Genomic DNA, 25,160 nt, shown 5'->3' on the forward strand with positions numbered 1-25,160 from the left:
GTTCAAGGCTTGCTCTTGGCGGCGGGCGCTGCTTCGACCGTGATCGCGGCGCCGTCTCGCAGCGCGAATTGACCGGTGACGATGAGCTGGCTGTCGCCCGGTAACGCGATGGCCGCCGGCCGGCCGCTTTGCGCGGCCGGCAAGGCGTGAAAACGGGCAATCCCCTGCAGGTTCAGAAACACGCCCAATTGTTCGCCGCGCTTGACGACGAATTCGGCCGGGACGTGCATCAGTTTGTCCCGCCATAGCACGCGGCCGGCGCTGCCGGCCTCGGCGGTGGCGGCCGCAAAATCCAGCCGGGCATCGTGCGTGCCGGTTTCGGTGCGGATGGCCGGTAAAACGCTGCGCAACTTCAACGGATAGCGGTTGCCGTTGTGTTCAAAGTTCAAGTCGCTGGCCTGCCGCAAGGCCTGGGTTTCCTGATCGGGGATTTGCGCCGACACTTCCGGCCGGCCGGTGTCGAGCAGGCGTACCAACGGCGTGCCTCGCGCGGCGAATTGGCCGACCGCGATCAAGCGTTCGGTCACCACCCCGGCAAACGGCGCTTTCACGGTGCAGTGCTTGATTTGTTGGTCGGTGGTTTCCAGACGGGCGCTATTCGCGGCCAGATCGCCGCGCAAGACCGCCAATTGCGCGCGTTTTTCCTGGACTTGCTCTTCGGGTAGGGTTTGCTGTTGGGCCAGGGTTTCCGCTTGCTTGAGCTGCCATTGCGACAGTTCCAGCTTGGCCTGGGCGGCTAACCGCTCACCCTGCAAACGCGCGCGTTCCAATTCGAAGTCTCGGCAGGCCAGTTGCGCCAGGGCCGTGCCGAGCTTGACCGCGTCGCCGACCCTGACCGGCAGCTCGACGACCGAGGCGTCGATTTCGGCCGCGATCGGCGAGTGATTCAAACTGACGACCAGCGCCGGCGCGGCGGATTCCGGGTAAATCGCGACTTGGGCGAGCGGCGCGACCCGCACGGCAACCGGATCGTCCGCCCATGCGGCAGCCGATAGCGTTAACCACGACGCCGCCAACCAGGCGGCAATCGGCTTTTCCAATGTAAACCTGGATGCGCGGGCCGTTGCCTTAGCGTGCGCCGCGCGCCGGAGTGGTTGGTTGGGAGTCGGGAAAACGGTCATGCCCATCATGCGCCGACTTTAAAACGGATTCGGCGCATGTTCCGCCAGCCGGCAACGACCAACAGCAAGCTTGGCAAGCCCACGCCTACGCAAGCCAGCGGCAGATTGGAGCGTCGAAACGCATCGGCCGGCGCCGGGTGCCGGAATTGCGGAATGGCCTGGTAATCGTTGAATTCCGGCCCGTCCTGAACAAATTTCGGAAAATAAAAAGCCCGCAGTCGTTGGTGATAGTCGGCGACCGCTTCCAGAAAGGCCTGCTGGTAGTCCTGGCCCTGCCCGGTCAGTTGCTGAACCGTGTGCTGATAGACGATGGCCGGCGACAAAAAGCCTAGTCGTTCGACCAGTTCGCGTTGATGGCCTTGCTGGGCCGCGAACTCGGCCCGGCCGGGTGCCAGTACCCGTTGGGTTTCCTCGTCCAACGCGATGCGGGTCTGGATGAAGTCGTCGGCGTTGACACTCGAGGATGGCGGCACTCGCTCGGGATGATCGATCAAGTATTTGCCCAGCAATGCGCTCTTACGCTTGCCGACTTCAATAGTGGCTTCGCGGCTGGCGTCGATGAAGGCCATCCGCGAGGGTAGCGGGTACCACTGTTTCAAACCTAGATTCAGGCAGCCCGGCAACACGACCACCAAGGACAGCCACAGTCCCGCCAATAGCAGACCGTTCTCGGCGCTGCTCTGACCGCGCGAATTGACCCAAAAGGCGCAGGCAAACCAAAAAAGTAGATACGCCGTACTGACCAGCAACCAACCGCCCCAAGCCGCGACAAAGCTTGGCGCGTCGGCGGGCGGTGCTGCCAGCCACAGCGCCAGACTCAACGGGAGCAGCGTCAACGCGACGAAGCATGCGGATCTGACAGCGAAGCGGGCGGCTATGATGCGTCGCGGCGGAACCGGTTGGCAGCCGAGCAGGGCCAGCGTGCCGAGCTCGCGTTCGGCGGACAATTGGTTGTAAGTCAGCAGCAAAATCGCGATCGGCAATAGCGTAAGGATCGCAAACGTGGCGTCGAAGCGGCCGAGCAGCAAGCGCAACGGGTTTTCCAGCGTGCGATGTAAGCGCTCGTCGTAAGCGCCGCCGACTTCCCACGCGTTGACCAGGATACAGGCGTTGTACAGATCGGTTTGGCCGACGGTCAGCGCCGCCAAGTCACCGTTTTGCCGGCAGATATGTTGCGCCATGCCGCCCAGGGTCAGCGCGTAGCGCGGATCGCGTTCCCGCTCCGCGACGGTTTGGGCCGGCGGCTGGTTTTTAGCGCGCAGCTCCTTGGCCATGTTCAACAATTCCTCGAAATCTTGGCGGCTCTGTTGGGCGTATTCGGCGATCAAGGCATCCTGGCCGGTTTGCCATTGCCTGCCGTTGTTGAAACCGAACAGCAAGGCCGCCGCGCACAGCAAGCTAGTCACCCAAAACACCCGGTCGTGACGCAGTTGCCGGCACTCGATGCGGCATAAGCTCCAGCCCTTCATGCCGATGCCCCCGACAAACGGGAAACCGCGTAACGGGCAAACGTTACCGCCGCGGCCGTCCAAATTAGCAATAAAGCGATGGCTCTGGGATAGGGGCTTAGTGCTTCCCGCCAATCGGGCGGCCGATAACGAAACGCCGGAACGCGTTGGAAGAAGCTCGCGTCGGCTTTGATTAACGTGCTGTCCCAACCGTTGGCATTCCGAGTTTGATGGCTGGAGACGTAATCGTTGAGGAGGCGGTTCAAGTGGCGACGATAGTGTTCGACTTGCCGGGTAAAAGCTTGATGCTGCGCCGGATCGTTGCCGGCCAGGGCCATCGATAGCAGCGAGACGCCGGCGCTCGGCGCGATCAGCGTGCCCCACTCCAGTAAGCGGTTTTGCCGGGCGTAAATATCGTAGCGTTGGCGGTCGTAACGTTCGCACACCGCCCAGGCCGCTTCCTCGCCGACTTGCATACTCCGGCCCGTGTAATCGAAGGGCAGCTCCTCAACGCGCTCGACCCGGTACTTGGCGAGCAACTGCTTTTGCAAGGTCTGTTCGGCGCTTTCCCAGGATTGGCTCAGATCGGTCATGAAATTGACCCAAAACCGATGAGTGGACGGGACCGGATAAACGTAGCCGCCGACATCCAGCAACATGCGAGGAAGCGCGAACACCGTGACGCCCCAGAACACCAATAGCACCGCCAGCGCGGTTCGCGCCGAGCGGCAACAGGCGGACACGCCGAGTGTCAGAAACAACAGCAGAGTCAGATACAGTCCGTACAACACCACCAGTAAACCGGCGCGGGCCAGTTCGTCGCCGCGCGATTCGGCCGGCGCTAGATAGCCGGCAGTGGCGATACCGAATCCGGCAAGCGGCAACAGTATTGGCAATAGCGCCCGCGCGATGCCGGCCGCCTTGCCCCACAGCAGCAACGAAGGCCGCAGTCCGAGGCTCAGCAATTGTCGCAAGGTGCCTTGCTCGCGTTCGCCGGCGAAAGCCGAAAAACCGAGCAGTATCACCAACAGCGGCAGCAGGGTTTGGGCGGCATTGGCCGGGTTCAAGTCGCCGAAGCGCTGCAGCGCGCTCATGTCCTGGGCCGGCGGATATTCCACTTCGCCTTGGATGTGGGCACCATTCAGGATCGAGGCGCCGACGTACGGCTCGATCCCGCCATCGACAATGGTCAGCGGCCGCGGCGTCTTGAATGCGTACACCCCGTAATGAGCGGCGTCGTGCGGGTGTTTGGGGTCTTGTTGGCCGAAACGCCGATAGTCGTGCTCGGCGGCGATGTCGGCTTGATTTAGCAAATCCAGGTAGTTGCGCCAACCAAATCCGCTGGCGGCGATCATCAAGGCCAGCATCAACGATGCCGCCAGCTTGAAGCGGCCGTCGCGGCGGCATTCGGTGAACTCTTTTTCGGCGATGACGGCAATCATGAGATGGGCTCCGCAGCGCGCAAACCGGCCCGCATATAGTCCAGATAAATCCGTTCCAAATCGGCGGCGCTGGTGTCGGCGGTTTTCAGAACCGTCAACAGTTGACCGGCCTTCATGATGCCGGCCCGGTGACCGGTTTCCTTGACGCGAAACAAATCGTGGGTCGCCATCAAGATCGCTACGCCGGCGTTCGCCAGTTTGACCAGCAAGTTGGAAAACTCGTAGGCGGCTTGCGGGTCCAGGCCCGAGGTCGGTTCGTCCAGCAATAAAACCTGGGCTTCTTTGGCGCAAGCCATCGCAATGCCGACTTTCTGGCGCATGCCTTTCGAGTAAGCGGCGACCGGACGTTCGACGGCTTCGTCCGGCAAGCCGGCCCGGCACAGAAAGTCGCGCAAACGCGTTTTGTCATAGCGATGGCCCGACAAGCGGCTGAAATAGTCCAAATTTTCCAGGCCCGAGAGTCTGGGATACAGCGCGACGTTCTCCGGCAAATAGGCGACCCGTTGCCGAACCCGATCGGGGTTTTGGTTGACGTCCAGGCCGGCTATCCTGGCCACGCCGGCGCTGGGCTTGATAAAGTCCAGAAACAGATGAATCGTCGTGGTTTTGCCGGCACCGTTGGCGCCGAGCAAACAAAAGATTTCGCCGGGGGCGACTTGCAGATTCAACGCGTCCAGGGCTCGGATCGCGCCATAGTGTTTAGTCAGTTCTCGGGCTTCTATCATCGGAGTGTGGCGCCTTGGCAATGAAAAAAGACTGCCGCGAAAGGCCTTGCTTCCCGGAGATATAAAACCTATATTCGACGCTTAATTTCGATCCGTTTCGAGCGTTTATCGTTATGTCAACCATACAAGTTTCCGAAGATATATTGCCGCTGGGGCAGTTCAAGACGCAGGCTTCCGCATTGATTAAAAGCATTAATTCCAGTAACCGTTCCATCGTCATTACCCAGAACGGCAAGCCGGCCGCCGTGGTACTGTCGCCTAGCGAATTCGACCGGCTTAATAGCCAAGCCCGATTTGTCTCCGCCGTGAGGCAAGGTTTGGATGACATTCAGGCGGGACGGGTCATAGAGGACGAGCAACTGGCGGAAGTTCTGGAACATAAAATTGCCAAATTGTGAAGTTGCGCTGGAGCGATCGATCCACGGACGATCTGGCCGAGATCTACTGGTATATCGCGCGTGCCAATCCCCAAAACGCCAAGCAGTGGGTGGACAAACTCCGAAAGCGTGCCCGAGATGCCGCTCACTCGGCATTGATTGGCCGGATTGTGCCGGAGCTGGGCCAAGCCGATATTCGAGAAGTGTTTGTCGAGCACTATCGAATCGTCTATCGCGTCGAAGACGACGGCATATCGGTATTGACTGTATTCGAAGGGCATCGCGCGCTTAAGCTCTAAACTCCCTGGCTGCATTCGCTCGGTAGTTTCTTCGATGGAGACGGCGAAACACTTAAGCATCGACACGCCCGGCGATGTTGGCTTGTCTGGCTTTGGACGACCGCAGAGCGCTCCGCTTTTTCAGCCAGATATAGACGCCGGTGACCGATAGCATCGCGACCACCAAACCCATTGCGCAAACGAAGATTTGGAACGGCAGTCCCCAGACTTTTGCCATGTGCAACGCAAACAGCCACATACTCAAGGTCAAGCCGAGGTTTTCGCCGGTCGGTAACAGTAGACCGCCAAACCGGCCGCTGTCGCCGTCGAACCAGATCGCGGTGCCGGCGTGGTCCGGGCTGAGGTCGCGGTCGCTTTTTACCACGTACAAAAACATGCCCTTCTCCGGTTGATAGGCCAGCGCTTCTTCCGCCAACACCCGCACGTGCGCCGCTTGGGCTTGTTCGGCCATCAAACGCCGGCCGATCACGTGCGCCTCACGCCAGGCTATGCGCGGTTCCGGGCGCGGTTCCGGCAGATTCGGGACCGGAAATTGCCGTAAATCCGGCATGTCGAATAGCGCGGCCATCACCGGTTGGTAGACGGTTTCGCTCAAATTGAAGCCAACCGACGACCAGGCGAACACGAACAGCATCAGCCAGGTCCACAAACCGCCGGCCCGGTGCAAGTCAAAATTCAGCCGAAAGGCCGAGGCCGGCCATTTGATTTTCCACGCAATCGCCCAACGCGACCAAAAGCCGCGCGAAGTTGTTCCCTCTCCTTCAGGGAGAGGGTTAGGGTGAGGGGATTTACGCCGCACCGGAAAGGTCAGGTAAAACGCGACAAAGCAATCGACGGTCCAGATCAGCGCGGCGATGCCGAACAACCACACGCCGACCTCGTCCAAGGCCAACGAATAGTGCAAGCTGTAGATCACTCGGAGGATGTTGCGGCGGGTCAGCGGCCATAAGCCTTCGTCCTTGCCGTAACCGAGCAGTTCGCCGGTGTAGGGATGCAAGCGCAGGCTTTGATAAGCCAGCTCGTGGGGTTTGCCGGTGGCCGGATCGGTGCGCGGCGTCAACCCCGCTTCGAAAACCCGGTTGGATTCCCGGCTTAACATCAGTTGGTTGATGTACGCATGCGGTTCCAGCGCCAAGGCTTGGTCGCGCAGCACGAACTCGTCCAGCATCGCCTGGTCGCGAAGTTCCACCCGAGACAGGTCGGAATTCAGCCAGTCGTCCAATTCGTGGTAAAAGGCCAGCACGCAACCGGTCAGCCCGGCCACGGTCAAAAAGAACGCCATGTACAAGCCGGCGTAACGGTGTACCAAAACCCAGAAGTGTCGCGTCATATAAAGTTTGTTAAAGGTCGTTTAATCCATAAGACGAATCTCGGCGTTAAATCCAGACAGAAATTTGCGATTTATCGCATCTAGCGACTTAACGGTCATTATCGCGACGCAGGAACAGATGGGCCCGGCAACGGCTTCAGCCGCGACCGAGAACCCCTTCGGATACGCGTGTACCCGTACTTTGCGCTACGACTTTTCATGCTCGATAAAGCAACTTCGCCTCGAAAGCCCCGTTAATCCTTGGCAGCGTTCTTCAGGCGCGGCCGAACGGAAAACCCGCCAACACGGCAGGGAGAATCGGCAACGAGGGCCGTCAATACTCGACGTTGAGCGAGCCGATGAAACTGCGCGGGTTGCTGAAGCTGACATAGCCGTAACCGGAGTCGGTCACCGGCGACGCGTCGGTGAAATAGCGTTGGTCCAGCAAATTATCGACGTTCAGTTGCGCCGTCACTTTCGATTTGCCGACTTTGAAACTGTAGCCGGTCATCAGGCCGACCAAGGTATTGCCGACCGAACGGGTTTGGTTGTTGGCATTCACGACATAATCGCGCAAGCTTACGCCGCCGCCGAATTTCAAGCCCTTGGCCGGCCCCTGTTGGATTTCGTAGGTAGTCCAGGCGCTGGCGGTATTTTCCGGCACAAACTGCAAGCGGTTGCCGACTTTGATCTGGCCGGAGGTGTCCGAACTTTTGGTGACACGCACGTCTTGGTGGGCGTAGGTCAGGATCGCGTTCCATCCGGGCAGAATTTCGCCTTGTATGTCCAGCTCCGGTCCGCTGCTATTGACTTCGCCGACCGACAAATAACAAAAATTGTTGCCGCAAGCGCGCCGCGGGCGACGTCCAGTGTGGCGACGTTTTGTTTGGTCAAATCGTAATAGGCCAAGGACAGGCGCAGACGGCCGTCGAACAGCTCGGATTTTGCGCCCAGCTCCCATTGTTGGGCGGTTTCCGGCGCCAAGGCCTTGCCGAAGGCCGCGCCTTCCACAAACGAAAACCGCCCGGTATTGGCGCCGAAATTCTCGACGTAATTGCCGTAGACGCTGAGCGACGCGGCGGGTTGCCACAGTACCGCGACGCGAGGGGTCACGTCGTCGTCGGTTTGCGGCAGGCCGAATGCGTCCGGCCGCAGTACGCCGTCCGCGCCGCCGCGAAATATTTTCGAATGCACATATTGGTAGCGAAACCCGCCCAGCAGGTGAATGTTGTGCGGAAGCTCGATTTGGTCCTGAAGATAGGCACCGAAATTGTCGGTTTTTTGGGCGAAAAGCTGGCGCAAGCTGGGGTCCAATACTAAGCCCGGACCGGGATGGGCGGGCCGGTTGATGTCGATATCGGACAGCGTGAAACCGATGCCGCCGAAGGTCAGGTCCTGAAAATAATCGGTGGCGTAGTGGTCGCCGCCGACTAGCAAGGTGTGTTTCAACGCACCGGTCGTGAAATGGCCGGTCAGGTCCAGAATATTGGCCAAGGTGTCGTTGGTTTCCGGATTGATTCCGTAAACCACCCGGCTCAAGGTGTTGCCCGCCAAGAAAATCGGCAAGGTGCTGGGGCCTTGCCGCACCTCGCGGCGCCGGAAGTTGACTTGATGCTTGATGCTCCAATCTTCGTTGAACTGATGCGTCCAGTTGAAGCCGGCGAAGTAGCCGTCGGTCGTGGCCAGGTTTTTTTCGCCGAGGTTGCGCTGGTGGGGTAGGTCGATAAACCGGTTGTTGCCGTCGGTCGGCAAAATCATGAAATCCTCGCTGGCCCGCTTATGCTGATACTCCATTTCCAGGGTCGCTTGGGTTTTGGCGCCGATTTGCCACTGGATGACCGGCGCGATGAATTTGTCGTCGCTTTCGACCAGATCGCGGTAGGAATGATTGCTTTGAAACGAGGCGTTGACCCGGTATAGCAAACTCGCGTCGGAGTTGATCGCGCCGGTCGCATCGACGCTGGTGCGAAACAAATCGTAGGAGCCGAACTGCTGGTTGATCGCGTAGTAGGGCGTGGCTCTGGGTTTTTTGGTGATGACGTTGATCATCCCGCCCGGCTCGACCCGGCCGAACAGAATCGCGGCCGGCCCTTTCAGGACTTCCACGCTTTCCACGTTGGCCATTTGTTGACCGTTGCCGTACCAAGTGCTGCCCGCATCCATCCGAAAACCGTTGCGGAACAAGGTGCTGGTCGCGAAGCCGCGCAGCGTGTATTGCTCGGCGTTGCTGGGGCCGGCGGCATTGTTGTTGCCGTTGGCGACGCTGACGCCGCTGATGTTCTTCAAGGCCTGATCGAGGCGTATCACTTGCTGGTCCTTCAAGACTTGCTTGGAAATCACCTGTACGTTCAGCGGCGTTTCCATGATCGGCGTATCGGTTTTGGTGCCGGAACTGGCGTTCGGCAACGCGTAATCCGGATTGTAGGGATCGGTGGCGTCGTAGGCGGCTTGGCCGACCACCTTGACGGCCGGCAAGGTGGCCGCCGCGTCGGGCTTTTCGATATTGTCCGGATTTTGCTGGCTCGGTTTGATGGCCAAGGTATGGTCGTCAACCGTTTGCACGTTCAAGGCGGTGCCTTTCAGCAGATGCCGGAGGGCGTCCGCTCGGCTGTAGCGGCCGTCGAGGGCCGGGCTGCTCAGGCCGGCCACGCTTTCCGGGCGGAAGATCAGTTGCAAGCCGGTAGCGCGCGAGTAAGCTTCCAAAGCCGCCGCCAAGGGTTGCGCCGGCAGATGCAAATCCAAGTCGGCTTCCACCGCCTGGGCGCTAGCCAACTGCAAGCCGGCCAGGGCCGTCGCCAGCGCCCAGCGCATTGTTTTGGACTTGCCGCGAGCGGAAGGCTGATGATTTGACCGGCGGTGGTGGTTCGGCATGGGCGATCTCCTTGTAGACCGGGACACTGTTTTCGATCCCTATGCGCACTAAGCCAAACGAAGCCGCTGCTTACCCTACCTATAAGCGTGAAAAAAGTAACTCTTCAGCGATCAGTTCCTCTTTGAATAAGAGGGGCTGAGGAAATTTTTTAATAAATCGCATAGGACGCTAATGTTGGCCGACTAAGTTATTTTCGTTCAATGGGCGAGTTATTAATCGGAGAGTTGTGCGCATATTTAACGGGGCTCCGTTATTTCCAAATTTAGCCACGCAAAAGAGCATTGTTGCAGTTACTTTTTTGATGTATCAAAAGACAAGATGACGCATTTTAATAAATTAAACAATGTCATTTAACGCATATTGTTTGTGTTAAATCCCGCGATCATTGCGTAATTGCGTCTAGCTGAATCAGTTACCCAAGGAATTCGCTCTTAGTCAAGCGCTTCATAACCAATTGTATATGCAGAAAAAACTGATAAGCGCAAAAACAAAAGGCGCCATTTCAAGAAAAGGCGCAAAAATTGCCTAGTTAAGGGGTTTAATTAATTTTTGTTTCGACCATGTAATGCATGACATCAAAAGGATTAACTGACAATCACATCATCAGCCAATTATATTCAGATCACCATGATTGGCTTTTACATTGGATAGAGCGCAAAGTCTCCTGCCGCTTGCAAGCAGAAGACCATGCGCATGATACTTTTGTGCGCGTCATTGCATCAAAACAAGCTCCCAACCTGAAAGAGCCTCGCGCTTTCCTGACAACGATCGCAAAAGGTTTGCTGATCGACCACTGGCGACGAAGCGACATAGAACAAGCTTACCTGGAGCGACTTGCGGCCTATCCGAATGAGTTTGTCATTTCGCCCGAAGAAAATGTCATCATTCTCGAAGTGTTGCGGGAAATCGATGAATTACTGAATCAACTTCCGGCAAAAGTCCGCCAGGCATTCTTCTTGGCGCACTTTGAAGATCTCACGGATGCCGAAATTGCCCAAAAATTGGGAGTCAGCGACCGCATGGTCAGAAAATATGTCGCGCAAGCCATGTTGCAATGCTTGTGCGCCGAAATTTAACGCAACATGCAAAATCAACGCCGCGTTACTATCGACCCGCAAATCCTGGCTCAGGCTGCCGAATGGTATGCGATCCTGCGTAAAGGGCAGGCACACCCGACTGAGCAAGCAGAATGGGAAATCTGGCTGACTGAACACCCCGACCACCAAACCGCTTGGGCCAGAGTGGAGTTCCATGCAGATCGACTCAAATCACTCCCACCCAAAGCCGCTTTAGTTGCACTCACAGCGCCTGATTTACAGCGCCGGCGCGCCATCAAGAACCTGGTACTGTTAGGCGCGGTGGGATTATCCAGTTGGCAATTTTCCCGTAGCCGCTACTGGCAGGCATGGACGGCGGATTATCATATCGCGCAAGGAGAAACCAAAACCATTGCTTTGGAGGATGGCTCAAAAGTCATGCTGGATAGCGGCAGCGCGTTGAACGTTGAATTCAGCATGGATTTGCGCCGCCTACAATTGCTGGCCGGTGAGATTTACATCGAAACCGCCAAGGACAACATCGGTTGGCATAGGCCTTTAGTGGTCGATACCCAAGACGGCAGGGTTCGGGCGCTCGGCACCCGTTTTAGCGTTAACAAACAAGCCGACTACAGCCACGTTTCTGTGTATGCCAATAGCGTTGAAATCCAACCCACCGATCCAACCGCCTCAAAGCAGCTGCTGCAAGCAGGCCAAGAAACCCAGTTTGTCACAACCCGTGTTGATCCAACTCACTCAGTAAAACTCAACCAACCGGCTTGGAGTCAAGGCGTCATCGTTGCCGACAACATTCCGCTCAGCGAATTTCTGTTACAACTGAATCGTTACCGGAAAGGCTATGTCACCTGCGCGCCTGAAATTGCCGACTTGCGCATTTTTGGTTCCTTCCCACTCAAAGATACCGACAAAATCCTGTCAAATCTCCAGGCCAACTTGCCGATCAAGCTATCCAGCCCATTCCCATACTGGGTAAAAATTCTACCGCGCTAGTCGGATTGTTTTACTAGGACCACTGCGTTCCGCAACTTGACCCATGACTGGCACCTGCAGCCACTTTATGGACTCCAGCGTTTCCCAGAGCAAGTCGGCTGCAACTAAATTTCAACAGTCAGTGCTTGCGCATACCACAAAAATATCAATCTATTTTTACAACAAAATCATTGAATTAAAAAATATTTGAAATTTTTTTCATTTTTGAGTTCCGGATTTTGAATCTCGACCGGCAAGGAGAATGACAACACCATTATTTAAAGGAGATAAAACCGATGTCAATGACGAGTCACACCAGCCGTTCAGGTCTACAACCCTCGCGATTGCACCAGGCCATCCAACACATCCTGCTGGCCTCCGCACTCACCGTATCCGCAGCGGCGTATGCACAGACCAGTACGGATACTGCCAGCATCAGGCATAACTATCACATTAGCGGCGGTTCATTGGGGCAGGCGTTAAGACAGTTTGCGACCAACTCCGGGTTGTTGTATTCGGCGGAAGCTGAATTGACCGAGGGTAAAACCACGGCCGGTCTGGATGGCGAGTACACCGCCGAAGACGCATTAAAAAAACTCCTGGTCGGCACAGGTCTGACTTATACGTTTACAGCGGAGGGCGCGGTGGCGGTTAGGGTTGCCGAGACAGGAAGCAATGGGGCATCGACTTTGCCGGCGGTGAAGGTGGTGGGACAGGCGGTGTATGATAGTAGTGATCCATACAATCCAGACTACAGCCTGCCCAACGCCTCGACTGCGACTAAAACCGATACGCCGATCATGGAGACGCCTTATTCAGTTAAAGCTGTACCCAAACAAGTACTGGAAGACCAACAAGTTATAAGATTGGAAAAAGCTCTGCAAAACGTAGCGGGCGTTGTACAAGAAGCTTCAAGTGGATTGATGCGCGACAGTTTTGTTATTCGTGGATTTTCGACAGGGAACGATATTCTTTCTTACCGGGATGGCTCACCGTATCCGCAAAATGGTGGAAATGCTTATTCGACCAAACGCGATCCGGCGAATCTTGAGCGTATTGAGGTACTAAAAGGTCCCGGCTCTATTTTGTTCGGACGAGCCGAACCGGGTGGGGTTGTAAATATGGTTACTAAGCAACCTCTTGATATCCCATACTACGCTTTACAGCAGCAATTTGGTTCGTTCGATTATTACAGGACAACGATTGATGCAACAGGGCCTGTTACTAAAGATAGCAACCTTTTGTATCGGCTTAATGCCGCATATGAAGGTGCTGGATCGTTTACCGATTTTGCCAATAGTGACCGCTTTTTTGTGGCGCCAGTGCTGAAATGGAATATTGGTCAGCGCACACAATTCACCACCGAGTTTGAATATCAGCGTTTCGATGAAACTCCGGGATCAGCTAGGATTACGGCATTACGTAATGGTAGTCACGCTTATTTGTCTAGCCTCCACCGTAATTTATTTACCGGTGAACCGTCATTTAATTCTAATAAGGGTGACAGGATTTTGGCAGGGTTCAATTGGTCACATGGTTTCAACGATAACTGGTCCGTCTCGCATCGATTTTATTACACAGGCATTAATGCAGAAATTCGACAAGCGTTTTTAGGTGGACTTGCAGATAGTCAAGGCAATGTTTCCAGAGGATATGAACACCAATCGGCTCGCACCGATAATTATTTTACATCATTAAATTTGACAGGAAAAATAAATACGCTCGGTATTAAACATACCTTGTTATTTGGTGGCGATTATTATCGTACAGACGCTAAGGATTCATACGATGTACGTTTTATATCAGGGACATTCAATCTATTTAATCCAGTCTATAACACTGTCGGGTTTGACGGCGTTGATGTAAATAACCGTATCACTTTCGGTGTCGATAATACAACCTCATGGTATGGTTTATATGCGCAAGATCAAATTGAATTACCGCATAACGTGTTCGCATTAGGTGGTTTTCGTTACGATCAGGCGGATCAATACGATCATCTGACATCTTCAGTCGCTGGGAATGATAATCGCGTCAGTCCACGCGGCGGATTGTTATGGCGACCAATTCCAGAATTGTCACTCTATGGAAGCTACACAGAAAACTTTGGAGCTCAAAACGGAATTAATGGAAATGGCCAGACCCTTTCGCCACAAACCGCGCAGCAATGGGAGCTAGGCACAAAAACCGAGCTACTGAATGGTAAGTTTAGCGCAACCCTGGCATATTTCGATTTGACAAAACAAAATTTGGCCGTTACTGACCCGAATAATACGTTTCTAATGACCACTATAGGCGCTGCCGAAAGTCGGGGCCTTGAACTGGATATTTCGGGCGAACTACTCCCAGGGTGGAGAGTTATTGGAGGTTATAGTCATTTGTTTTTTGCCAATATTACTCGCGATGTAGGTTTTGACCGTGGAATAGGCAATCAAGGACACCGACTACCCAATGCACCTCATAACTCAGGTAATGTCTTCAGTACATACGAGTTTCAGGACGGTATGTTAAAAGGTCTCAAGTTTGGAGGTGGTGTAACAGTGCTCAGTAAGCGTGAAGGTAATCCACTTAACAAGTATGAAATTCCTGGTTATGCCGCGCTTAATTTAATGTCCAGTTATGCAATGAAAGTAGGCGCAACTAAAGTTACTACTCAGCTAAACGTTGATAATTTGCTGGACAAATATTTTTACGCAGGCAGTAACGGAGGTGCTGAAGTGTACTTCGGTGCACCGAGGACGTTTTTGGGTTCTATTCGTATCGAATATTAATTACCTTTTTATTTTGGATGGTGTGCTCCCAAAACCGGCGCTGCCACACACCTCGCTCGCCTTCGCTTTGGCGACTGGCGTTGATGCGTTCGGTTTTGGGGATGTTTCGGGAAAATCCGGCTTTGATCAACATTCAGCGGGTCGGGTAATCGGCATCTTCCGGCGGCATCGTGAATACGGCATGCAAATGGTCAGGCATCACCACCATCGCGTCGATTTGAAACGGGTGGCGGCTGCGAACGATGCGGATGGCCTCGCGCAGCGCATCGATGTGCTCTACCAATAAGCGCCGTTTTCTTTCTGCCAGGTTGACAGTAAAGAAATAGCTGCCGCCCTCGGTGTGTGCGTCGATATTGCATGGCTGCTGGAGCGATGCGGTTTAAGTTATTCGGGAATTTAACATGGGAATCATGATGAAAATTCACCCGTTCCGGGTATTACCGCCGTTATGACGGTCTGGCAGCGAAGCTATTTTAATCGTCGTTGGATACAGCGCCGGCGAGGCGGTCCGTCTACCCCTGTTCTATTTTAGACAATACCCTTAACGTTAGATAATGGACCCCGACTTTCCGCCGCTGACCGCAGCCTTTTTACGCCATCAGAGCGAGTTACGGCAGTTTCTGTATCGGCGGGTGGATTGTGCCGAAACGGCAGCCGATTTATTGCACGACACCTTTTTGCATATCGCCGAATATCCGGCACAAGACCAAATCGCTAATGGCCGGGCCTTTTTGTACCGGGTCGCCGGTAATTTGGCATTGGATCATTTACGCGCCCAAACCCGGAAACAAGAGCGGGACGGCGGCGATTTGGACGAAGAATGGCCGTGTCTTTGTCCGCAACCCGAGGAATACTTGCAAGCCCAGCAGCAGTGGCAGAAGGTCAACCGCTGGTTAAGCGGCTTGCCCGTGTCCAGCCGGCAAATGTTTTATTGGCATCGATTGGAAGGCAAAAGTCTGCGGCAAATCGCTACCGAGCTTGGGGTTTCCGAACGCCACGTCGAACACGTGCTGCGGCAGGCAGGGAAAAAGCTGATCGAAATACAATTGAATGATGGCAATTATTAAGCCAGCCCTACCACGTCATTAATCAAAAACAAAATTTCTAATTGGCCGTCCGCCTCTGAAATTGCGATCGCGAAAATTGAATTTCGCCGAAAGGCAAAATTGCGCTTTGCGTTAAGCGGTTACAAGCGTTGCCGGTTTTCGGTAAATACCACGACTTCCGGCGAGGGCCGGCGGGCCTCGGCGTCCAGCAATGCGGCGATGGCGGAGACGATGCCGTTCAGGTCGTCGGCCTTGAACACGCCGCTGATGCGTTGGCTTGCCAGTCCGGGCGAGGCCAGTTGGATGCGGACCGGATGGTAGCGCTCGATTTCAGCGGCTACCTGGGCCAAGCTTTGGTTGCGCCAGATGATTTCGCCGCGCCGCCAGGCTTGGCGGGCTTCGATGTCGATGGCGATCGGTGCGGATTGACGGCCGGACGCGTTGTAGGCCAGTTGCTCGCCGCCGCGCAGCGAGGTGGTGGCAAGTGCTTGGGCACCCGCGCCGGAGCGGACTTCCACTTCGCCTTCGAATACGCTGACCGTGGTGGATGCCGGACCGCGATAGACCGCGAATTGGGTGCCGATGTCGCGGGTTTCGCCGCCGTCGGCCTTGACCACGAAAGGTCGCCAGGGTTGGTGGGCGACTTGCGCGAACAGCTCGCCGCGTTCGAGCGCCAACTCGCGCCGGCCTGTGTCGTATCGAACCGTGACGTCGGTCGCGGTGTTCAATTCCAGCAAACTGCCGTCGGCCAAGGTCACGCCGAGCCGTTCGCCGATATCGGTATGGTAGTGTTGATAGTGTTCGCCGAAATACGGGTTCCGCCACAGGAGACCAACCGCCAACAGCAGCGCGGCGGCGATACCGACAGGATAAAAACGCTTGGCGACGGCGCGGCGAGCTGGTTTACCGCCTGACGGACCGGCATAGACCGACTGCAACGGACTCATGGCTTGCCATAGCGACTCCAACGTTTGATATTCCTGACGGTGGCGCGGGTCGGCGGCCAGCCAGCGCTCGAATTCGAGCCGGTCCGCCGCGCCGCAGTCCGGCGAACGCAGCCGGGCAAACCAAGCGCTGGCGGCCTCGGCAGGCGATGGCGTGTTGGGATGGTCAGACATCGCCGGTCGCCGTCGAGCCGTCGCGCGTCGCTAAAAGGGGGGAGATTCATGTCACGGTTCCAGCAAGCCGGCATCGTGCAGGTGCTGTCGGCAAGTCAGAAGGCCGGCGCTGACGTGCTTTTCCACCATCGCCACCGAAATACCGAGGATGTCGGCGATTTGCGGGTAGGTGAGATGGTGAAAACGATGCAGAACGAAGGCTTCACGCCGGCGCGGCGGCATCGAGTCGATCGCGGCGCGGATCACGGCTTGAGTTTGCGACAGGCTTAATTGTTGTTCGGGATTGTGGTCCCGGCTGGTTTGCTCTTCGAGCGCCGCGTCGCCATCGTGTTTGGCGTCGTGCCAAGCCCGGCGATTCAGCACGTTGACGGCTAACTGGCCGGCGATATGAAACAGCAGGGCCTTGGGGCTTTGAATGTCTTGAGCGGGGATGATCTTCAGCAGGCGCCGATAGGCTTCCTGGGCCACATCGGCGGCGTCCTGGGGACAATCCAGGCGCCGCCGCAACATGGCCTGCAAATCCTTCTGGTGGGTTTCTATCAGGCACTGAACCCTGTGCCTTGCCAAGTCGTTCATGCGTTGGGGTGTTTGCGTCGAGTGAATGCGTGAATTCTCGCGCATGGTACACCGCAAATTGTCGTCGCGCTATCGCGTAGGCCGATTCGCCAATCGATGCCCGTGATGCTGTTGTTGGCTAGCGGCTGGCATCCTATGGCGAGGAACGCCAGCCGTCATCCAGGCGGGACCGACGTGGCGTTCCATTTTGCCTGGGCTAATATTGAACGCTGATGGACCCCATGAAAAATCGGGGTTGACCGAAGGTTGGAAACATCACGCTGGGACTATCGAATCCGGCTCCGGTGAAATAATACGTATCCAATAAGTTATTCACATTCAACTGCGCACTGACTTTGGTTTTTCCAACCTTGATACTGTAGGCCGCCAACAGATCAACCGTGGCATAACCCGGTATCGAAAATTGCGGTGCATTGCAGCAAGTCAGCTGACTGCTTTGCAGGTTGATTCCGCCGCCAAATTTGAAGCCTTTCAGAGTGTCGCTTTGAAATTCATAGGTACTGAAAACGCTGGCGGTATTGCGCGGTACGCCCCAATAGCGAGTTCCGACCGGATACAAGCCCAAAAAGGCTTCATTTTCCGGATTGGTTTTGCTGATAGTGGTGTCCGTATACGAGTAAGTGGCTATTGCATTCCAGCCCGGCAAAATCTCGCCTTGAATATCCAGTTCCGGACCGCGGTTGTGCACTTCGCCAATCGCAATCTTGCAACGCTCGCCTCCGCAAACATGGGTAACATCGGGGTCCGTCGAAGCCAGATTGGTTTTGGTCAGGTCGTAATACGCCAAGGTAGCCCGCAAGCGGCCATCAAAGAACGAAGTCTTGATACCGCCTTCGTATTGGCTGGCACTGGTGGGGTCTATCGTTTTGCTGACGCCGGGACTGACATAGGTTTTCCCAGTATTGGCGCCAAAACCTTCAACATAGTTGGCGTAAAGGCTGAGCCAACTTTGCGGTTGCCACAGAATGCCGACGCGCGGCGTCACCGCGTCTTGGGTCGTTGGGTCTTGTGGAGTCACCGTGCCGGTGTAATTTTGCGATGATTGCTTTTGATGAATGTACTGGTAACGAATGCCGCCCATCACTTGAAAGTTATAAGGTAGCTTGATCTGATCCTGGAAATAAAGGCCGTATTGATCGGTATTGGTGACGGTTTTGTTGTAGCTGGTCGGATCGACCGTCGGTGGATAATTTCTGCCGGGATGGCTGGGGTTGAAGGCATCGATATTCGATGGTTCCGGACCGCCCGCATACCAATTTAAAAAAGAACCCAAATCGGTCTGGTGACTACCGCTAGAGTCAAGCCGGTAATAGTCGCCGCCGAACAGCAGGGTATGGTTCAAGCCCAACGTATCGAAATGCCCGACCAGATCGAGATTGGTGGAGTAGGTGTCATTATTGTTTTTCTGGTTTATGTAAGACAGTCGCGGAATAGAATTAGGCGTGATGGGGCCGAGAACAAAACTTTGAAATACAGCCAATGTCGCGGGATCAGCCAGATTAAAAACGGGGTAACTACTTACTGGAATAAAGCTATCGTTCAAATTGGCCGATACCCGATGCTTGATCGACCAATCGTCGTTGAATTGGTGCGACCAATTCAGGCCCACGAAAATGGTATCGGTCTGGCCTGGCGAATATTCGCCATAATTACGGCTATTGGGAATATTCAGAAGTTGACCGTTAATAACCGGTACGGCCGCAACATCGGCGCCAAACTTTTTATGCTGATATTCCAATTCCAGCATTGCCTGAGTTTTGGGGCTGATATTCCATTTCAGCGAAGGCGCGAAAAACACGCTGTCGTTGAAGACCAAGTCGCGAAAAGAATTGCTGTTTTCATACGAAAAAACCGTGCGATAAAGCAAGGTGTCGTCTTGGGTCAGCGGCCCGGTGGCATCCAATACGGTTCGATATAGGTCATAAGAACCGAACTGTTGGCTGGCGGAATAATAGGGCGTGGCTAACGGTTGCTTGGTGACGACGTTGACCATGCCGCCCGGCTCGGCCAGGCCATATAAAATGGCGGCCGGGCCTTTCAGAACTTCTACACTTTCCACGTTAGCCATTTCACGCTGGGCCGAGCCTTGTTGCAATCTAAAGCCGTTACGAAAGAAGGTTTCCGAGGCAAAGCCCCTCAACGTGATTTGCTGGTTGGCGACGTTGGCATTCCCCGTGCCGTAAGCAAAACTGCCGGTGGTCACGCCGCTGACGTTCTTCAAGGCCTGGCCCAGGTTGATGACCTGCTGATCCTTCAACACCTGCTTGGAAATCACCTGCACGTTCAACGGCGTTTCCATGATCGGCGTGTCGGTTTTGGTGCCGCTGGTGGCGTTCGGCAGCACGTAATCTTCGTTATACGGATCGGTGGCGTCGAATTGAACGGTTTGGCCGACGACAGTGACCGAGGGTAGTGTATTCGCCGATTGCGGCTGATCGGGTTTCGTTGGGGCTTTTTCCAAAACCAGCGTGTTCCCGTTTTCCAGGCGATAACGTATCCCGCTGTTCTCCAGGATTTTTTGTAGCGCGGTGCTTGGCGTAAAACGCCCCTGAAGCGCGGGGCTGATTTTGCCGGCCACCAGTTCCGCGTCGTAAAACAATTGCAAGCGGGTTTGGCGGCTGAAAGCCTTGAGGGCCTCGCCCAGGGTTTGCGACGGCAGATCGAAGTCTTGCGGTCCCTGGCTGCTGGATTGGACCGGTTCGGCGGCGGCCGCCGCGGGTAGCGAAGCGGGCAGCGCGGCGCACAATAGGCAAAATAGCGGCGATAGTGGTTTTTGAGTCATCGGTGTCGTTTCCTTTCGGTTAGCCTCGAAGTAGGCCTTCTTTTACACTGACGAAACGACGGGGGGATGGTCGTAAAAATTCGCGGAATTTTTTTGCGGGTAGGCTCAGTAGATCGCCGTCAGCCAAGCGCCCAAGCGAACGATTCGTAGTTGCTGAGTGTTGGCAATGGTCTGGATTGCGCTTTCCAGGTCGTTGATATTGAAAACACCGCTGACTTTGCGTTGGGCGGCCGTCCGATTCATTAAAACCAACTTGCCTGGCCGGTAGCGGTTCAGTTCAGCGACCACGTCGGTCAGCGATTGGGCGGTAAATACCAATTGGCCGTAACGCCAGGCGCGGGCGTCGTCGCCGACGCCGTTAAGCGGCGGAGCGGCACCGGTTTCATCGTCGAGATGTTGCTGTTGGCCAGGGTTTAATACGCCGACCAGGTGGTCGGCGTGCTCAACCTGTACGGTGCTTTCGAACACCGATACCGTGGTTTGCCCCGAGTCGCGGTAGACGCTGAAGTCGGTACCCAGCGCGGTGACGCGATCCGGACCGGTAACGACGGCGAAAGGCCGATGGCTGTCGTGGGCGACCCGACACTCGACTTCGCCGCGCAACAGTCGAATTTGCCTGCCTTGCGGGGTAAAGGCTATCGCTAGCGCGGTGTCGGCGTTCAGATACAGCGTACTGCCGTCGCTCAGTTGTACCGTTTTGGATTCGCCGGGCGCGGTTGCGAAGTCGGCTTGCAGCCGGTCCGGCAATCTGAAATGCCAACTCAGCAGGCCGACCGCCAGTAAAATCGCCGCCGCGTAGCGGAGTGCCGGCGCGCGAAAGGCTGTGGTCCGCGTCCGGACCGCGCTGCTGGCACTGCTCAGGCCTTGCCAATGTTTGCGCATCTCAAAAAATCGGGCGCGGTGTTCCGGCGACTGTTTGATCCAGGCCATGAAAGCACGGCGTTCGTGTTCGTCCATCCGGCTGGATTCTAGCCGGGCAACCCAGTGCGCGGCTTCGTTGGCGATGGCGTCGGCGTCGCTTGTTCGGTAAGCGGAATCGGCCACGTTCAAAAATCCTGCATGCGCTGTCTGCAGTACAGTAGCGCTTTCGCAATAGTTTTTTCGACCCAGCTTTTGGACTTACCGTAGCGCTTGGCGATTTGTTCCAGCGAGACACCTTGATAACGGTTCAGATAGACCACATCGGGAATCGGCGGCGGCAGTTGTTGTAATAGGCGCTCGTAGGTTTCCAACTGTTGCCGGTAGTGCAGATCGGTTTCGTGGTCGAAGCCGGCGTCGGCGTTTTCCCAGACTTCTTCGCTGTCGTTAACCCAGTGGCCGCCCTCGCGCTGTCGGCGGCGATAATGATCGATCAATAAATTTCGCGCCAAGCGGTTCAGATAGGCGCCAGGCGTTTGAATCGCGCTCAGGTCGTCCATTTCCAGCAGCTTCAAATAGACCTCTTGCAATATCACCTCCATCGATTCGCGATCGGGGCAATGCCGCCGCAGATAGCGTTGCAAGTCCTGATAATGGTCGTCGTAGAGTTTACCGACTAGGGAGGGGTTGATTGAAACCGCGGCGGCGGTTTCGGTGGGCCATGTCAACGGTTCATCAATGGCGATGGTTTTATTCATGACGAGGTGTGTTCCTTAACCTGTTGGTCGGCGGCATGGTGGGGAATGTCGCCAACTTGAATGTAATAAAACTATGCCATCGATTGTTGGAAAAGGCTACCGGCGAAACGATACGCGGGGAGGAATGCGGATATAGCCGTCCGTGACCTAACGGAGTTCAGTATTCGATTTTGATGGAACCCATAAACGAACGGGGCGTACCGAAGCTGACGTAACTGGTGTCATAACCCAGAGCCGAAGGGATGCGATAGGGCATGATGGAGCTGTAGTAGTACTTGTCCAGTAGATTGTTGACGTTGAATTGCACGCTGATTTTGGATTTGCCGATGTTGCGGCTGTAGGCGGCCATCAAATCCGCGGTTTCGTAACCCGGCACCTCCAGATTGGCGCCTGATGGGGCGTTAGTCGCCTGATTGTCGCGCAAGGTGATGCCGCCACCGACTTTCAATCCTTGCCAGTCACCGTTCTTGAATTCGTAGGTATTCCAAAAGCTGGCGGTATTTCTTGGCACGCCGTGATAACGATCACCCTGGGCGGGGTAGGCATTGAAGTTTTTGTCGTGATGACATCGGTATTGGCATAAGCCGCTATTAGGTTCCAGCCCGGCGGAATTTCGCCTTGAATGTCCAACTCCGGCCCACGGCTGAGCACCGCGCCAGCCACCACGGAGAAGCCTTGATTGGGCCGCAGATTGTCGTCGGTAGCGACATTGGTTTTGGTCAGGTCATAGTAAGCCAGGGTGGCGCGTAAGCGCCCGCCAAAAAACTCGGTTTTCGCCCCCATTTCCCATTGCTCCGCACTCGAAGGTGGCACTGGCTGGTTGGGATAGACCTTGCCGATATTGGCACCAAAACTTTCGGTGTAATTGCTGTAACAGGCTGTTGATTTTATCTCCTCCTCAATCGGCATGGATTCGTTGAGTTAGGTGCTGGATATATTCGTAACATGTTGTGATTATCGGTAAAACTCTATTGTTTTCCACATATTCCATCGAATTCATGCGCGGCGCCGACATCACCCAATAAGAGCTGTTCAGTTACCGAACCCTGGAAGGACGGATTCCGAAAAAACATCCGCTCCGCAAGCCGCGCAAAGTGGTCGATCTGCTACTGTCCACACTCAACGATGAGTTCAACACGCTCTGCGCTCGTCGCGGTCAGGATTCCATTCCGCCGGAACGTTTGCTCCGCACCCGCCTACAGCACGTCCTGTTTTCCATCCGTTCAGAACGGCAGTTGGCAGAGCATATCGATTTCAACCTGTTGTATCGCTGGTTCGTTGGCTTGACCATGGACGACGAAGTTTGGGACCACTCCACCTTCAGCGCCAACCGCGACCGCTTGCTGAACGAGCGCATCAGTCGCTTGTTTTTCGAACGAGTGCCGGCCTTGGCGGACTGGCAAAAATTGCTGTCCGACGACCATTTTTCCGTGGACGGTACGCTGATTCAGGTCTGGGCCTTGCTTAGAATTGAAGGTGGTTTCTGTTTTCGGGTCGCCAAGCTGCTTGCGGTTGTCGGCCGTAAACTTCGGGCCGTCTCGGATCGCAGACTAGTCCCGGTTCTGTTGGTCATTTTGCGTCAGTGCATCAAGGAACACGGAATGCTCCACAATAGCGTGGCGGTGGCCGGTTCGGCGAACGTGATCTCCAAACGTATTAGCGAGGCTTTTTTGACGATTACGCTGGCGGGTGAGGTGCTTAGCAATTGGCCTACAACGTCGGAGTAATTCGGCTCATGTCCGACCAGCCACACGTCGTCGGTATCTTCGGCGAGAATGGTCAGCTCTCGAAGCAAGGTGTGAGTGTCGTTGTCGCCTGCTAGCCATGGCGCTGTATGCGGCATAGGGCAGCCGGTCAGATTCGCCTGCAGCAGTTTGGCGGTTTGTTGGGCCCTCGCCAGCGGGCTGGCGTAAAGTCTGCCGGGCAAGAGGCGGTTGCGGAGACAGAATCTAGCCAGGCGTTTGGCTTGTTTCTCGCCCTTTTCGGTTAGATGGCGGTCGGCGTCGGCGATGCCGATACGTTGCGGCTCGGCGTCGGCGTGTCTAAGCAAGGTGATGATCATAGTGCTCTAGTTATCTGGAGGTTAGGGGCGCAACGGCTAGCGGTGCGATATTGGGTAATCTTGACTAAATTACTGGGTATAGCCATAATCCGTTACCTATTTTGTAGTCACTGAAGAGTCTAAATTATGGCTGATGCGATTGTATTTACCGATAATGCCGCGCGGAAGGTTGCCGGCCTGATCCAGGAAGAGGGTAACGATAACCTTAAGTTGCGGGTCTATATCTCCGGCGGCGGTTGTTCGGGGTTTCAATACGGCTTCACGTTTGACGAGGACATCAACGACGACGATACCCAAATCGAGAAGGACGGCGTCACGGTGTTGATCGACTCGATGAGTATCCAGTATTTGCAAGGCGCCGAGATCGATTACAAAGAAGATTTGTCCGGCGCGCAATTTGTCATTCGGAACCCCAACGCGACGACCACTTGCGGTTGCGGATCGTCGTTTTCCGCTTAACGCTTATTGCCCGGATAAATTCCGCCCAGCGTTACCGGCGTTTTCGCGCCGGTAACGCTGGGTAAATTCCCTGCTTGGTTTTGTAAGGTTCGTTTCGCCAGCCAAGCGAAAGCCATCGCTTCGACACAATCTGGGTCGATGCCGAATCTCGCGGTCGATTCGACCGGTACGTTTAACGCTTTTTCCAACAAGCCTATCAAGTGGCCGTTATGCGCTCCGCCGCCGCACACCAGCACTTGTCTCGTTTCGGCTGCCCAAGCGAGGATTGCGGCGGCAATCGAGTCGGCGGTGAATTGACAGAGCGTGGCCTGCACGTCTTGCGGCGGTAAGTCGCCGAATGGTTGGAGTTTTTCCGTTAGCCAAGCGCTAGAGAAGTATTCCTTGCCGGTACTTTTCGGGGGCGGTAAGCGGAAATATCGATCATCAAGCAAGGTGGCGAGTAAACCCACATGAACCTTGCCTGTCGCGGCCCACGCGCCGCCGGCGTCGTAGGCTTGTTGGCGGTGTCGCTGACACCACCAGTCCATCAGGCCGTTGCCGGGGCCGGTGTCGAAACCGATTACCGGCTGATCGTTTAAAACTGTGATGTTGGCGATGCCGCCGATATTAACGATTACTCGCGTTTGCGTCGAGTCGCCGAACACCGCGCTATGAAATGCCGGTACTAACGGTGCGCCCTGACCGCCGGCGGCGATGTCGCGGCGGCGTAAATCGGCTACGGTTGTGATGCCGGTGCATTCCGCGATCACATTGGGATCACCGATTTGCAGTGTAAATGGGAAAGGCGGTTCCGGCGCATGGTAAATCGTCTGGCCGTGGCTGCCGATTGCGTTGACGCTACTGGCGTCTATGTTGGCTTTCGCCAGCAAGGCGGTTGCCGCGTCCCCAAATAATATGCCGAGTCTGCAGTCCAGTTCGCCGTATTCTTTTAAGTATACCGGTTGATTGGGCTGGCTAATCCGGTAAATGGCGTTGCGGAGTTCTTCGCCGAAGGGGTGATAGTGAAACGCGATCAGACGGATGGCGCCGTCGCTGAAATCGACCAGCGCGGCGTCGATGCCGTCGACACTGGTTCCGGAGATCAAGCCGATATATAGATCGGGCATGGGC

Annotated in this window: 24 protein-coding genes and 1 pseudogene; 8 read left to right on the top strand and 17 right to left on the bottom strand. The window is 55.5% G+C overall.

The window, feature by feature from the left end:
- Window positions 1-2: 2 nt before the first annotated feature.
- From ACP4CD_RS21165 to ACP4CD_RS21180, 4 genes are all read right to left on the bottom strand, one after another.
- The gene (locus tag ACP4CD_RS21165) at window positions 3-1,040 is read right to left on the bottom strand and encodes an efflux RND transporter periplasmic adaptor subunit (protein ID WP_426992491.1); all 1,038 of its coding nucleotides are present in this window, start codon (window positions 1,038-1,040) and stop codon (window positions 3-5) included.
- A gap of 86 nt (window positions 1,041-1,126) precedes the next feature.
- Window positions 1,127-2,590, bottom strand: a complete 1,464-nt coding sequence (locus ACP4CD_RS21170) for a DUF3526 domain-containing protein (protein WP_426992492.1) — start codon at window positions 2,588-2,590, stop codon at window positions 1,127-1,129.
- Window positions 2,587-4,011 carry a DUF3526 domain-containing protein gene (locus ACP4CD_RS21175; RefSeq protein ID WP_426992493.1) on the bottom strand — a complete coding sequence of 475 codons (1,425 nt, stop codon included), beginning with the start codon at window positions 4,009-4,011 and terminating at the stop codon, window positions 2,587-2,589. The genes ACP4CD_RS21170 and ACP4CD_RS21175 overlap by 4 nt, the downstream gene beginning before the upstream one ends.
- Window positions 4,008-4,736, bottom strand: coding sequence for an ABC transporter ATP-binding protein (locus tag ACP4CD_RS21180; protein ID WP_426992494.1), 729 nt, complete (start codon window positions 4,734-4,736; stop codon window positions 4,008-4,010). Before ACP4CD_RS21180 ends, ACP4CD_RS21175 begins: the two co-directional genes overlap by 4 nt.
- A gap of 113 nt (window positions 4,737-4,849) precedes the next feature.
- Between ACP4CD_RS21180 and ACP4CD_RS21185 the strand changes: the two genes are divergently transcribed.
- Window positions 4,850-5,134, top strand: coding sequence for a type II toxin-antitoxin system Phd/YefM family antitoxin (locus tag ACP4CD_RS21185; RefSeq protein WP_071156009.1), 285 nt, complete (start codon window positions 4,850-4,852; stop codon window positions 5,132-5,134).
- A complete protein-coding gene (locus ACP4CD_RS21190) occupies window positions 5,131-5,412 on the top strand; it encodes a type II toxin-antitoxin system RelE/ParE family toxin (protein WP_426992495.1) in 282 nt (93 codons plus the stop codon). The genes ACP4CD_RS21185 and ACP4CD_RS21190 overlap by 4 nt, the downstream gene beginning before the upstream one ends.
- 52 nt (window positions 5,413-5,464) lie before the next feature.
- On the opposite strand, the gene ACP4CD_RS21195 is transcribed toward ACP4CD_RS21190, so the two are convergent.
- The 3 genes from ACP4CD_RS21195 to ACP4CD_RS21205 all read right to left on the bottom strand — a co-directional run bounded on the left by ACP4CD_RS21195 (window position 5,465) and on the right by ACP4CD_RS21205 (window position 9,592).
- On the bottom strand, window positions 5,465-6,742 hold the full coding sequence (locus ACP4CD_RS21195; protein ID WP_426992496.1) for a PepSY-associated TM helix domain-containing protein: 1,278 nt from the start codon (window positions 6,740-6,742) through the stop codon (window positions 5,465-5,467).
- Window positions 6,743-7,055: 313 nt separating this feature from the next.
- On the bottom strand, window positions 7,056-7,547 hold the full coding sequence (locus tag ACP4CD_RS21200) for a TonB-dependent receptor domain-containing protein (RefSeq protein ID WP_426992497.1): 492 nt from the start codon (window positions 7,545-7,547) through the stop codon (window positions 7,056-7,058).
- Window positions 7,466-9,592 carry a TonB-dependent siderophore receptor gene (locus ACP4CD_RS21205; protein WP_426992498.1) on the bottom strand — a complete coding sequence of 709 codons (2,127 nt, stop codon included), beginning with the start codon at window positions 9,590-9,592 and terminating at the stop codon, window positions 7,466-7,468. The genes ACP4CD_RS21200 and ACP4CD_RS21205 overlap by 82 nt, the downstream gene beginning before the upstream one ends.
- A gap of 570 nt (window positions 9,593-10,162) precedes the next feature.
- Here ACP4CD_RS21205 and ACP4CD_RS21210 point away from each other — a divergent pair.
- From ACP4CD_RS21210 to ACP4CD_RS21220, 3 genes are all read left to right on the top strand, one after another.
- Window positions 10,163-10,669 carry a sigma-70 family RNA polymerase sigma factor gene (locus ACP4CD_RS21210; RefSeq protein WP_426992499.1) on the top strand — a complete coding sequence of 169 codons (507 nt, stop codon included), beginning with the start codon at window positions 10,163-10,165 and terminating at the stop codon, window positions 10,667-10,669.
- 6 nt (window positions 10,670-10,675) lie between these two features.
- Window positions 10,676-11,641: a FecR domain-containing protein gene (locus tag ACP4CD_RS21215; RefSeq protein WP_426992501.1), complete on the top strand. Its 966-nt coding sequence runs from the start codon at window positions 10,676-10,678 to the stop codon at window positions 11,639-11,641.
- Window positions 11,642-11,922: 281 nt separating this feature from the next.
- Window positions 11,923-14,391 carry a TonB-dependent siderophore receptor gene (locus ACP4CD_RS21220; RefSeq protein ID WP_426992502.1) on the top strand — a complete coding sequence of 823 codons (2,469 nt, stop codon included), beginning with the start codon at window positions 11,923-11,925 and terminating at the stop codon, window positions 14,389-14,391.
- 133 nt (window positions 14,392-14,524) lie between these two features.
- On the opposite strand, the gene ACP4CD_RS21225 is transcribed toward ACP4CD_RS21220, so the two are convergent.
- Window positions 14,525-14,674, bottom strand: a complete 150-nt coding sequence (locus ACP4CD_RS21225) for a transposase (RefSeq protein ID WP_426992503.1) — start codon at window positions 14,672-14,674, stop codon at window positions 14,525-14,527.
- Window positions 14,675-14,945: 271 nt separating this feature from the next.
- On the opposite strand from ACP4CD_RS21225, the gene ACP4CD_RS21230 reads away from it, so the two are divergent.
- The gene (locus ACP4CD_RS21230; RefSeq protein ID WP_426992504.1) at window positions 14,946-15,458 is read left to right on the top strand and encodes an RNA polymerase sigma factor; all 513 of its coding nucleotides are present in this window, start codon (window positions 14,946-14,948) and stop codon (window positions 15,456-15,458) included.
- A gap of 119 nt (window positions 15,459-15,577) precedes the next feature.
- On the opposite strand, the gene ACP4CD_RS21235 is transcribed toward ACP4CD_RS21230, so the two are convergent.
- The 7 genes from ACP4CD_RS21235 to ACP4CD_RS21265 all read right to left on the bottom strand — a co-directional run bounded on the left by ACP4CD_RS21235 (window position 15,578) and on the right by ACP4CD_RS21265 (window position 22,438).
- On the bottom strand, window positions 15,578-16,555 hold the full coding sequence (locus ACP4CD_RS21235; protein ID WP_426992506.1) for a FecR family protein: 978 nt from the start codon (window positions 16,553-16,555) through the stop codon (window positions 15,578-15,580).
- Window positions 16,556-16,606: 51 nt separating this feature from the next.
- The gene (locus ACP4CD_RS21240; RefSeq protein WP_426992507.1) at window positions 16,607-17,176 is read right to left on the bottom strand and encodes an RNA polymerase sigma factor; all 570 of its coding nucleotides are present in this window, start codon (window positions 17,174-17,176) and stop codon (window positions 16,607-16,609) included.
- A gap of 151 nt (window positions 17,177-17,327) precedes the next feature.
- The gene (locus ACP4CD_RS21245; RefSeq protein ID WP_426992508.1) at window positions 17,328-19,913 is read right to left on the bottom strand and encodes a TonB-dependent siderophore receptor; all 2,586 of its coding nucleotides are present in this window, start codon (window positions 19,911-19,913) and stop codon (window positions 17,328-17,330) included.
- Between the two features lie 105 nt (window positions 19,914-20,018).
- Window positions 20,019-20,957, bottom strand: coding sequence for a FecR family protein (locus tag ACP4CD_RS21250; RefSeq protein WP_426992509.1), 939 nt, complete (start codon window positions 20,955-20,957; stop codon window positions 20,019-20,021).
- 2 nt (window positions 20,958-20,959) lie between these two features.
- On the bottom strand, window positions 20,960-21,529 hold the full coding sequence (locus ACP4CD_RS21255; RefSeq protein ID WP_426992511.1) for an RNA polymerase sigma factor: 570 nt from the start codon (window positions 21,527-21,529) through the stop codon (window positions 20,960-20,962).
- A gap of 157 nt (window positions 21,530-21,686) precedes the next feature.
- Window positions 21,687-21,977: a hypothetical protein gene (locus tag ACP4CD_RS21260; protein WP_426992512.1), complete on the bottom strand. Its 291-nt coding sequence runs from the start codon at window positions 21,975-21,977 to the stop codon at window positions 21,687-21,689.
- Window positions 21,974-22,438 (bottom strand): TonB-dependent receptor domain-containing protein, encoded by a 465-nt coding sequence (locus ACP4CD_RS21265; RefSeq protein ID WP_426992514.1) that lies wholly within the window; start codon window positions 22,436-22,438, stop codon window positions 21,974-21,976. The genes ACP4CD_RS21260 and ACP4CD_RS21265 overlap by 4 nt, the downstream gene beginning before the upstream one ends.
- A 119-nt stretch (window positions 22,439-22,557) precedes the next feature.
- Between ACP4CD_RS21265 and ACP4CD_RS21270 the strand changes: the two are divergent.
- Window positions 22,558-22,989 (top strand): annotated as a pseudogene (locus tag ACP4CD_RS21270) (transposase); the annotation flags it as partial.
- 119 nt (window positions 22,990-23,108) lie between these two features.
- Here ACP4CD_RS21270 and sixA read toward each other — a convergent pair.
- On the bottom strand, window positions 23,109-23,591 hold the full coding sequence (sixA, locus tag ACP4CD_RS21275) for a phosphohistidine phosphatase SixA (RefSeq protein WP_064030569.1): 483 nt from the start codon (window positions 23,589-23,591) through the stop codon (window positions 23,109-23,111).
- A 126-nt stretch (window positions 23,592-23,717) separates the two neighbouring features.
- Here sixA and erpA point away from each other — a divergent pair, with 126 nt between their 5' ends.
- On the top strand, window positions 23,718-24,050 hold the full coding sequence (gene erpA, locus ACP4CD_RS21280; protein ID WP_064030567.1) for an iron-sulfur cluster insertion protein ErpA: 333 nt from the start codon (window positions 23,718-23,720) through the stop codon (window positions 24,048-24,050).
- Here erpA and ACP4CD_RS21285 read toward each other — a convergent pair.
- Window positions 24,047-25,156 carry an anhydro-N-acetylmuramic acid kinase gene (locus ACP4CD_RS21285; protein ID WP_426992516.1) on the bottom strand — a complete coding sequence of 370 codons (1,110 nt, stop codon included), beginning with the start codon at window positions 25,154-25,156 and terminating at the stop codon, window positions 24,047-24,049. The two genes, erpA and ACP4CD_RS21285, sit on opposite strands and share 4 nt — an antisense overlap.
- Between the last annotated feature and the right edge of the window lie 4 nt (window positions 25,157-25,160).

Origin of the sequence: Methylomonas stagni (genome assembly GCF_050154735.1) — a bacterium.
Classification (GTDB): domain Bacteria; phylum Pseudomonadota; class Gammaproteobacteria; order Methylococcales; family Methylomonadaceae; genus Methylomonas; species Methylomonas koyamae_A.

What these genes read in the sequence shown, in the direction of transcription:
- ACP4CD_RS21170 (WP_426992492.1), bottom strand. Translation starts at nt 2,590, where the DNA reads ATGAAGGGCTGGAGCTTATGCCGCATCGAGTGCCGGCAACTGCGTCAC.
- ACP4CD_RS21175 (WP_426992493.1), bottom strand. Translation starts at nt 4,011, where the DNA reads ATGATTGCCGTCATCGCCGAAAAAGAGTTCACCGAATGCCGCCGCGAC.
- ACP4CD_RS21180 (WP_426992494.1), bottom strand. Translation starts at nt 4,736, where the DNA reads ATGATAGAAGCCCGAGAACTGACTAAACACTATGGCGCGATCCGAGCC.
- ACP4CD_RS21185 (WP_071156009.1), top strand. Translation starts at nt 4,850, where the DNA reads ATGTCAACCATACAAGTTTCCGAAGATATATTGCCGCTGGGGCAGTTC.
- ACP4CD_RS21195 (WP_426992496.1), bottom strand. Translation starts at nt 6,742, where the DNA reads ATGACGCGACACTTCTGGGTTTTGGTACACCGTTACGCCGGCTTGTAC.
- ACP4CD_RS21205 (WP_426992498.1), bottom strand. Translation starts at nt 9,592, where the DNA reads ATGCCGAACCACCACCGCCGGTCAAATCATCAGCCTTCCGCTCGCGGC.
- ACP4CD_RS21210 (WP_426992499.1), top strand. Translation starts at nt 10,163, where the DNA reads ATGACATCAAAAGGATTAACTGACAATCACATCATCAGCCAATTATAT.
- ACP4CD_RS21215 (WP_426992501.1), top strand. Translation starts at nt 10,676, where the DNA reads ATGCAAAATCAACGCCGCGTTACTATCGACCCGCAAATCCTGGCTCAG.
- ACP4CD_RS21220 (WP_426992502.1), top strand. Translation starts at nt 11,923, where the DNA reads ATGACGAGTCACACCAGCCGTTCAGGTCTACAACCCTCGCGATTGCAC.
- ACP4CD_RS21230 (WP_426992504.1), top strand. Translation starts at nt 14,946, where the DNA reads ATGGACCCCGACTTTCCGCCGCTGACCGCAGCCTTTTTACGCCATCAG.
- ACP4CD_RS21235 (WP_426992506.1), bottom strand. Translation starts at nt 16,555, where the DNA reads ATGTCTGACCATCCCAACACGCCATCGCCTGCCGAGGCCGCCAGCGCT.
- ACP4CD_RS21240 (WP_426992507.1), bottom strand. Translation starts at nt 17,176, where the DNA reads ATGCGCGAGAATTCACGCATTCACTCGACGCAAACACCCCAACGCATG.
- ACP4CD_RS21245 (WP_426992508.1), bottom strand. Translation starts at nt 19,913, where the DNA reads ATGACTCAAAAACCACTATCGCCGCTATTTTGCCTATTGTGCGCCGCG.
- ACP4CD_RS21255 (WP_426992511.1), bottom strand. Translation starts at nt 21,529, where the DNA reads ATGAATAAAACCATCGCCATTGATGAACCGTTGACATGGCCCACCGAA.
- ACP4CD_RS21265 (WP_426992514.1), bottom strand. Translation starts at nt 22,438, where the DNA reads ATGCCGATTGAGGAGGAGATAAAATCAACAGCCTGTTACAGCAATTAC.
- sixA (WP_064030569.1), bottom strand. Translation starts at nt 23,591, where the DNA reads ATGATCATCACCTTGCTTAGACACGCCGACGCCGAGCCGCAACGTATC.
- erpA (WP_064030567.1), top strand. Translation starts at nt 23,718, where the DNA reads ATGGCTGATGCGATTGTATTTACCGATAATGCCGCGCGGAAGGTTGCC.
- ACP4CD_RS21285 (WP_426992516.1), bottom strand. Translation starts at nt 25,156, where the DNA reads ATGCCCGATCTATATATCGGCTTGATCTCCGGAACCAGTGTCGACGGC.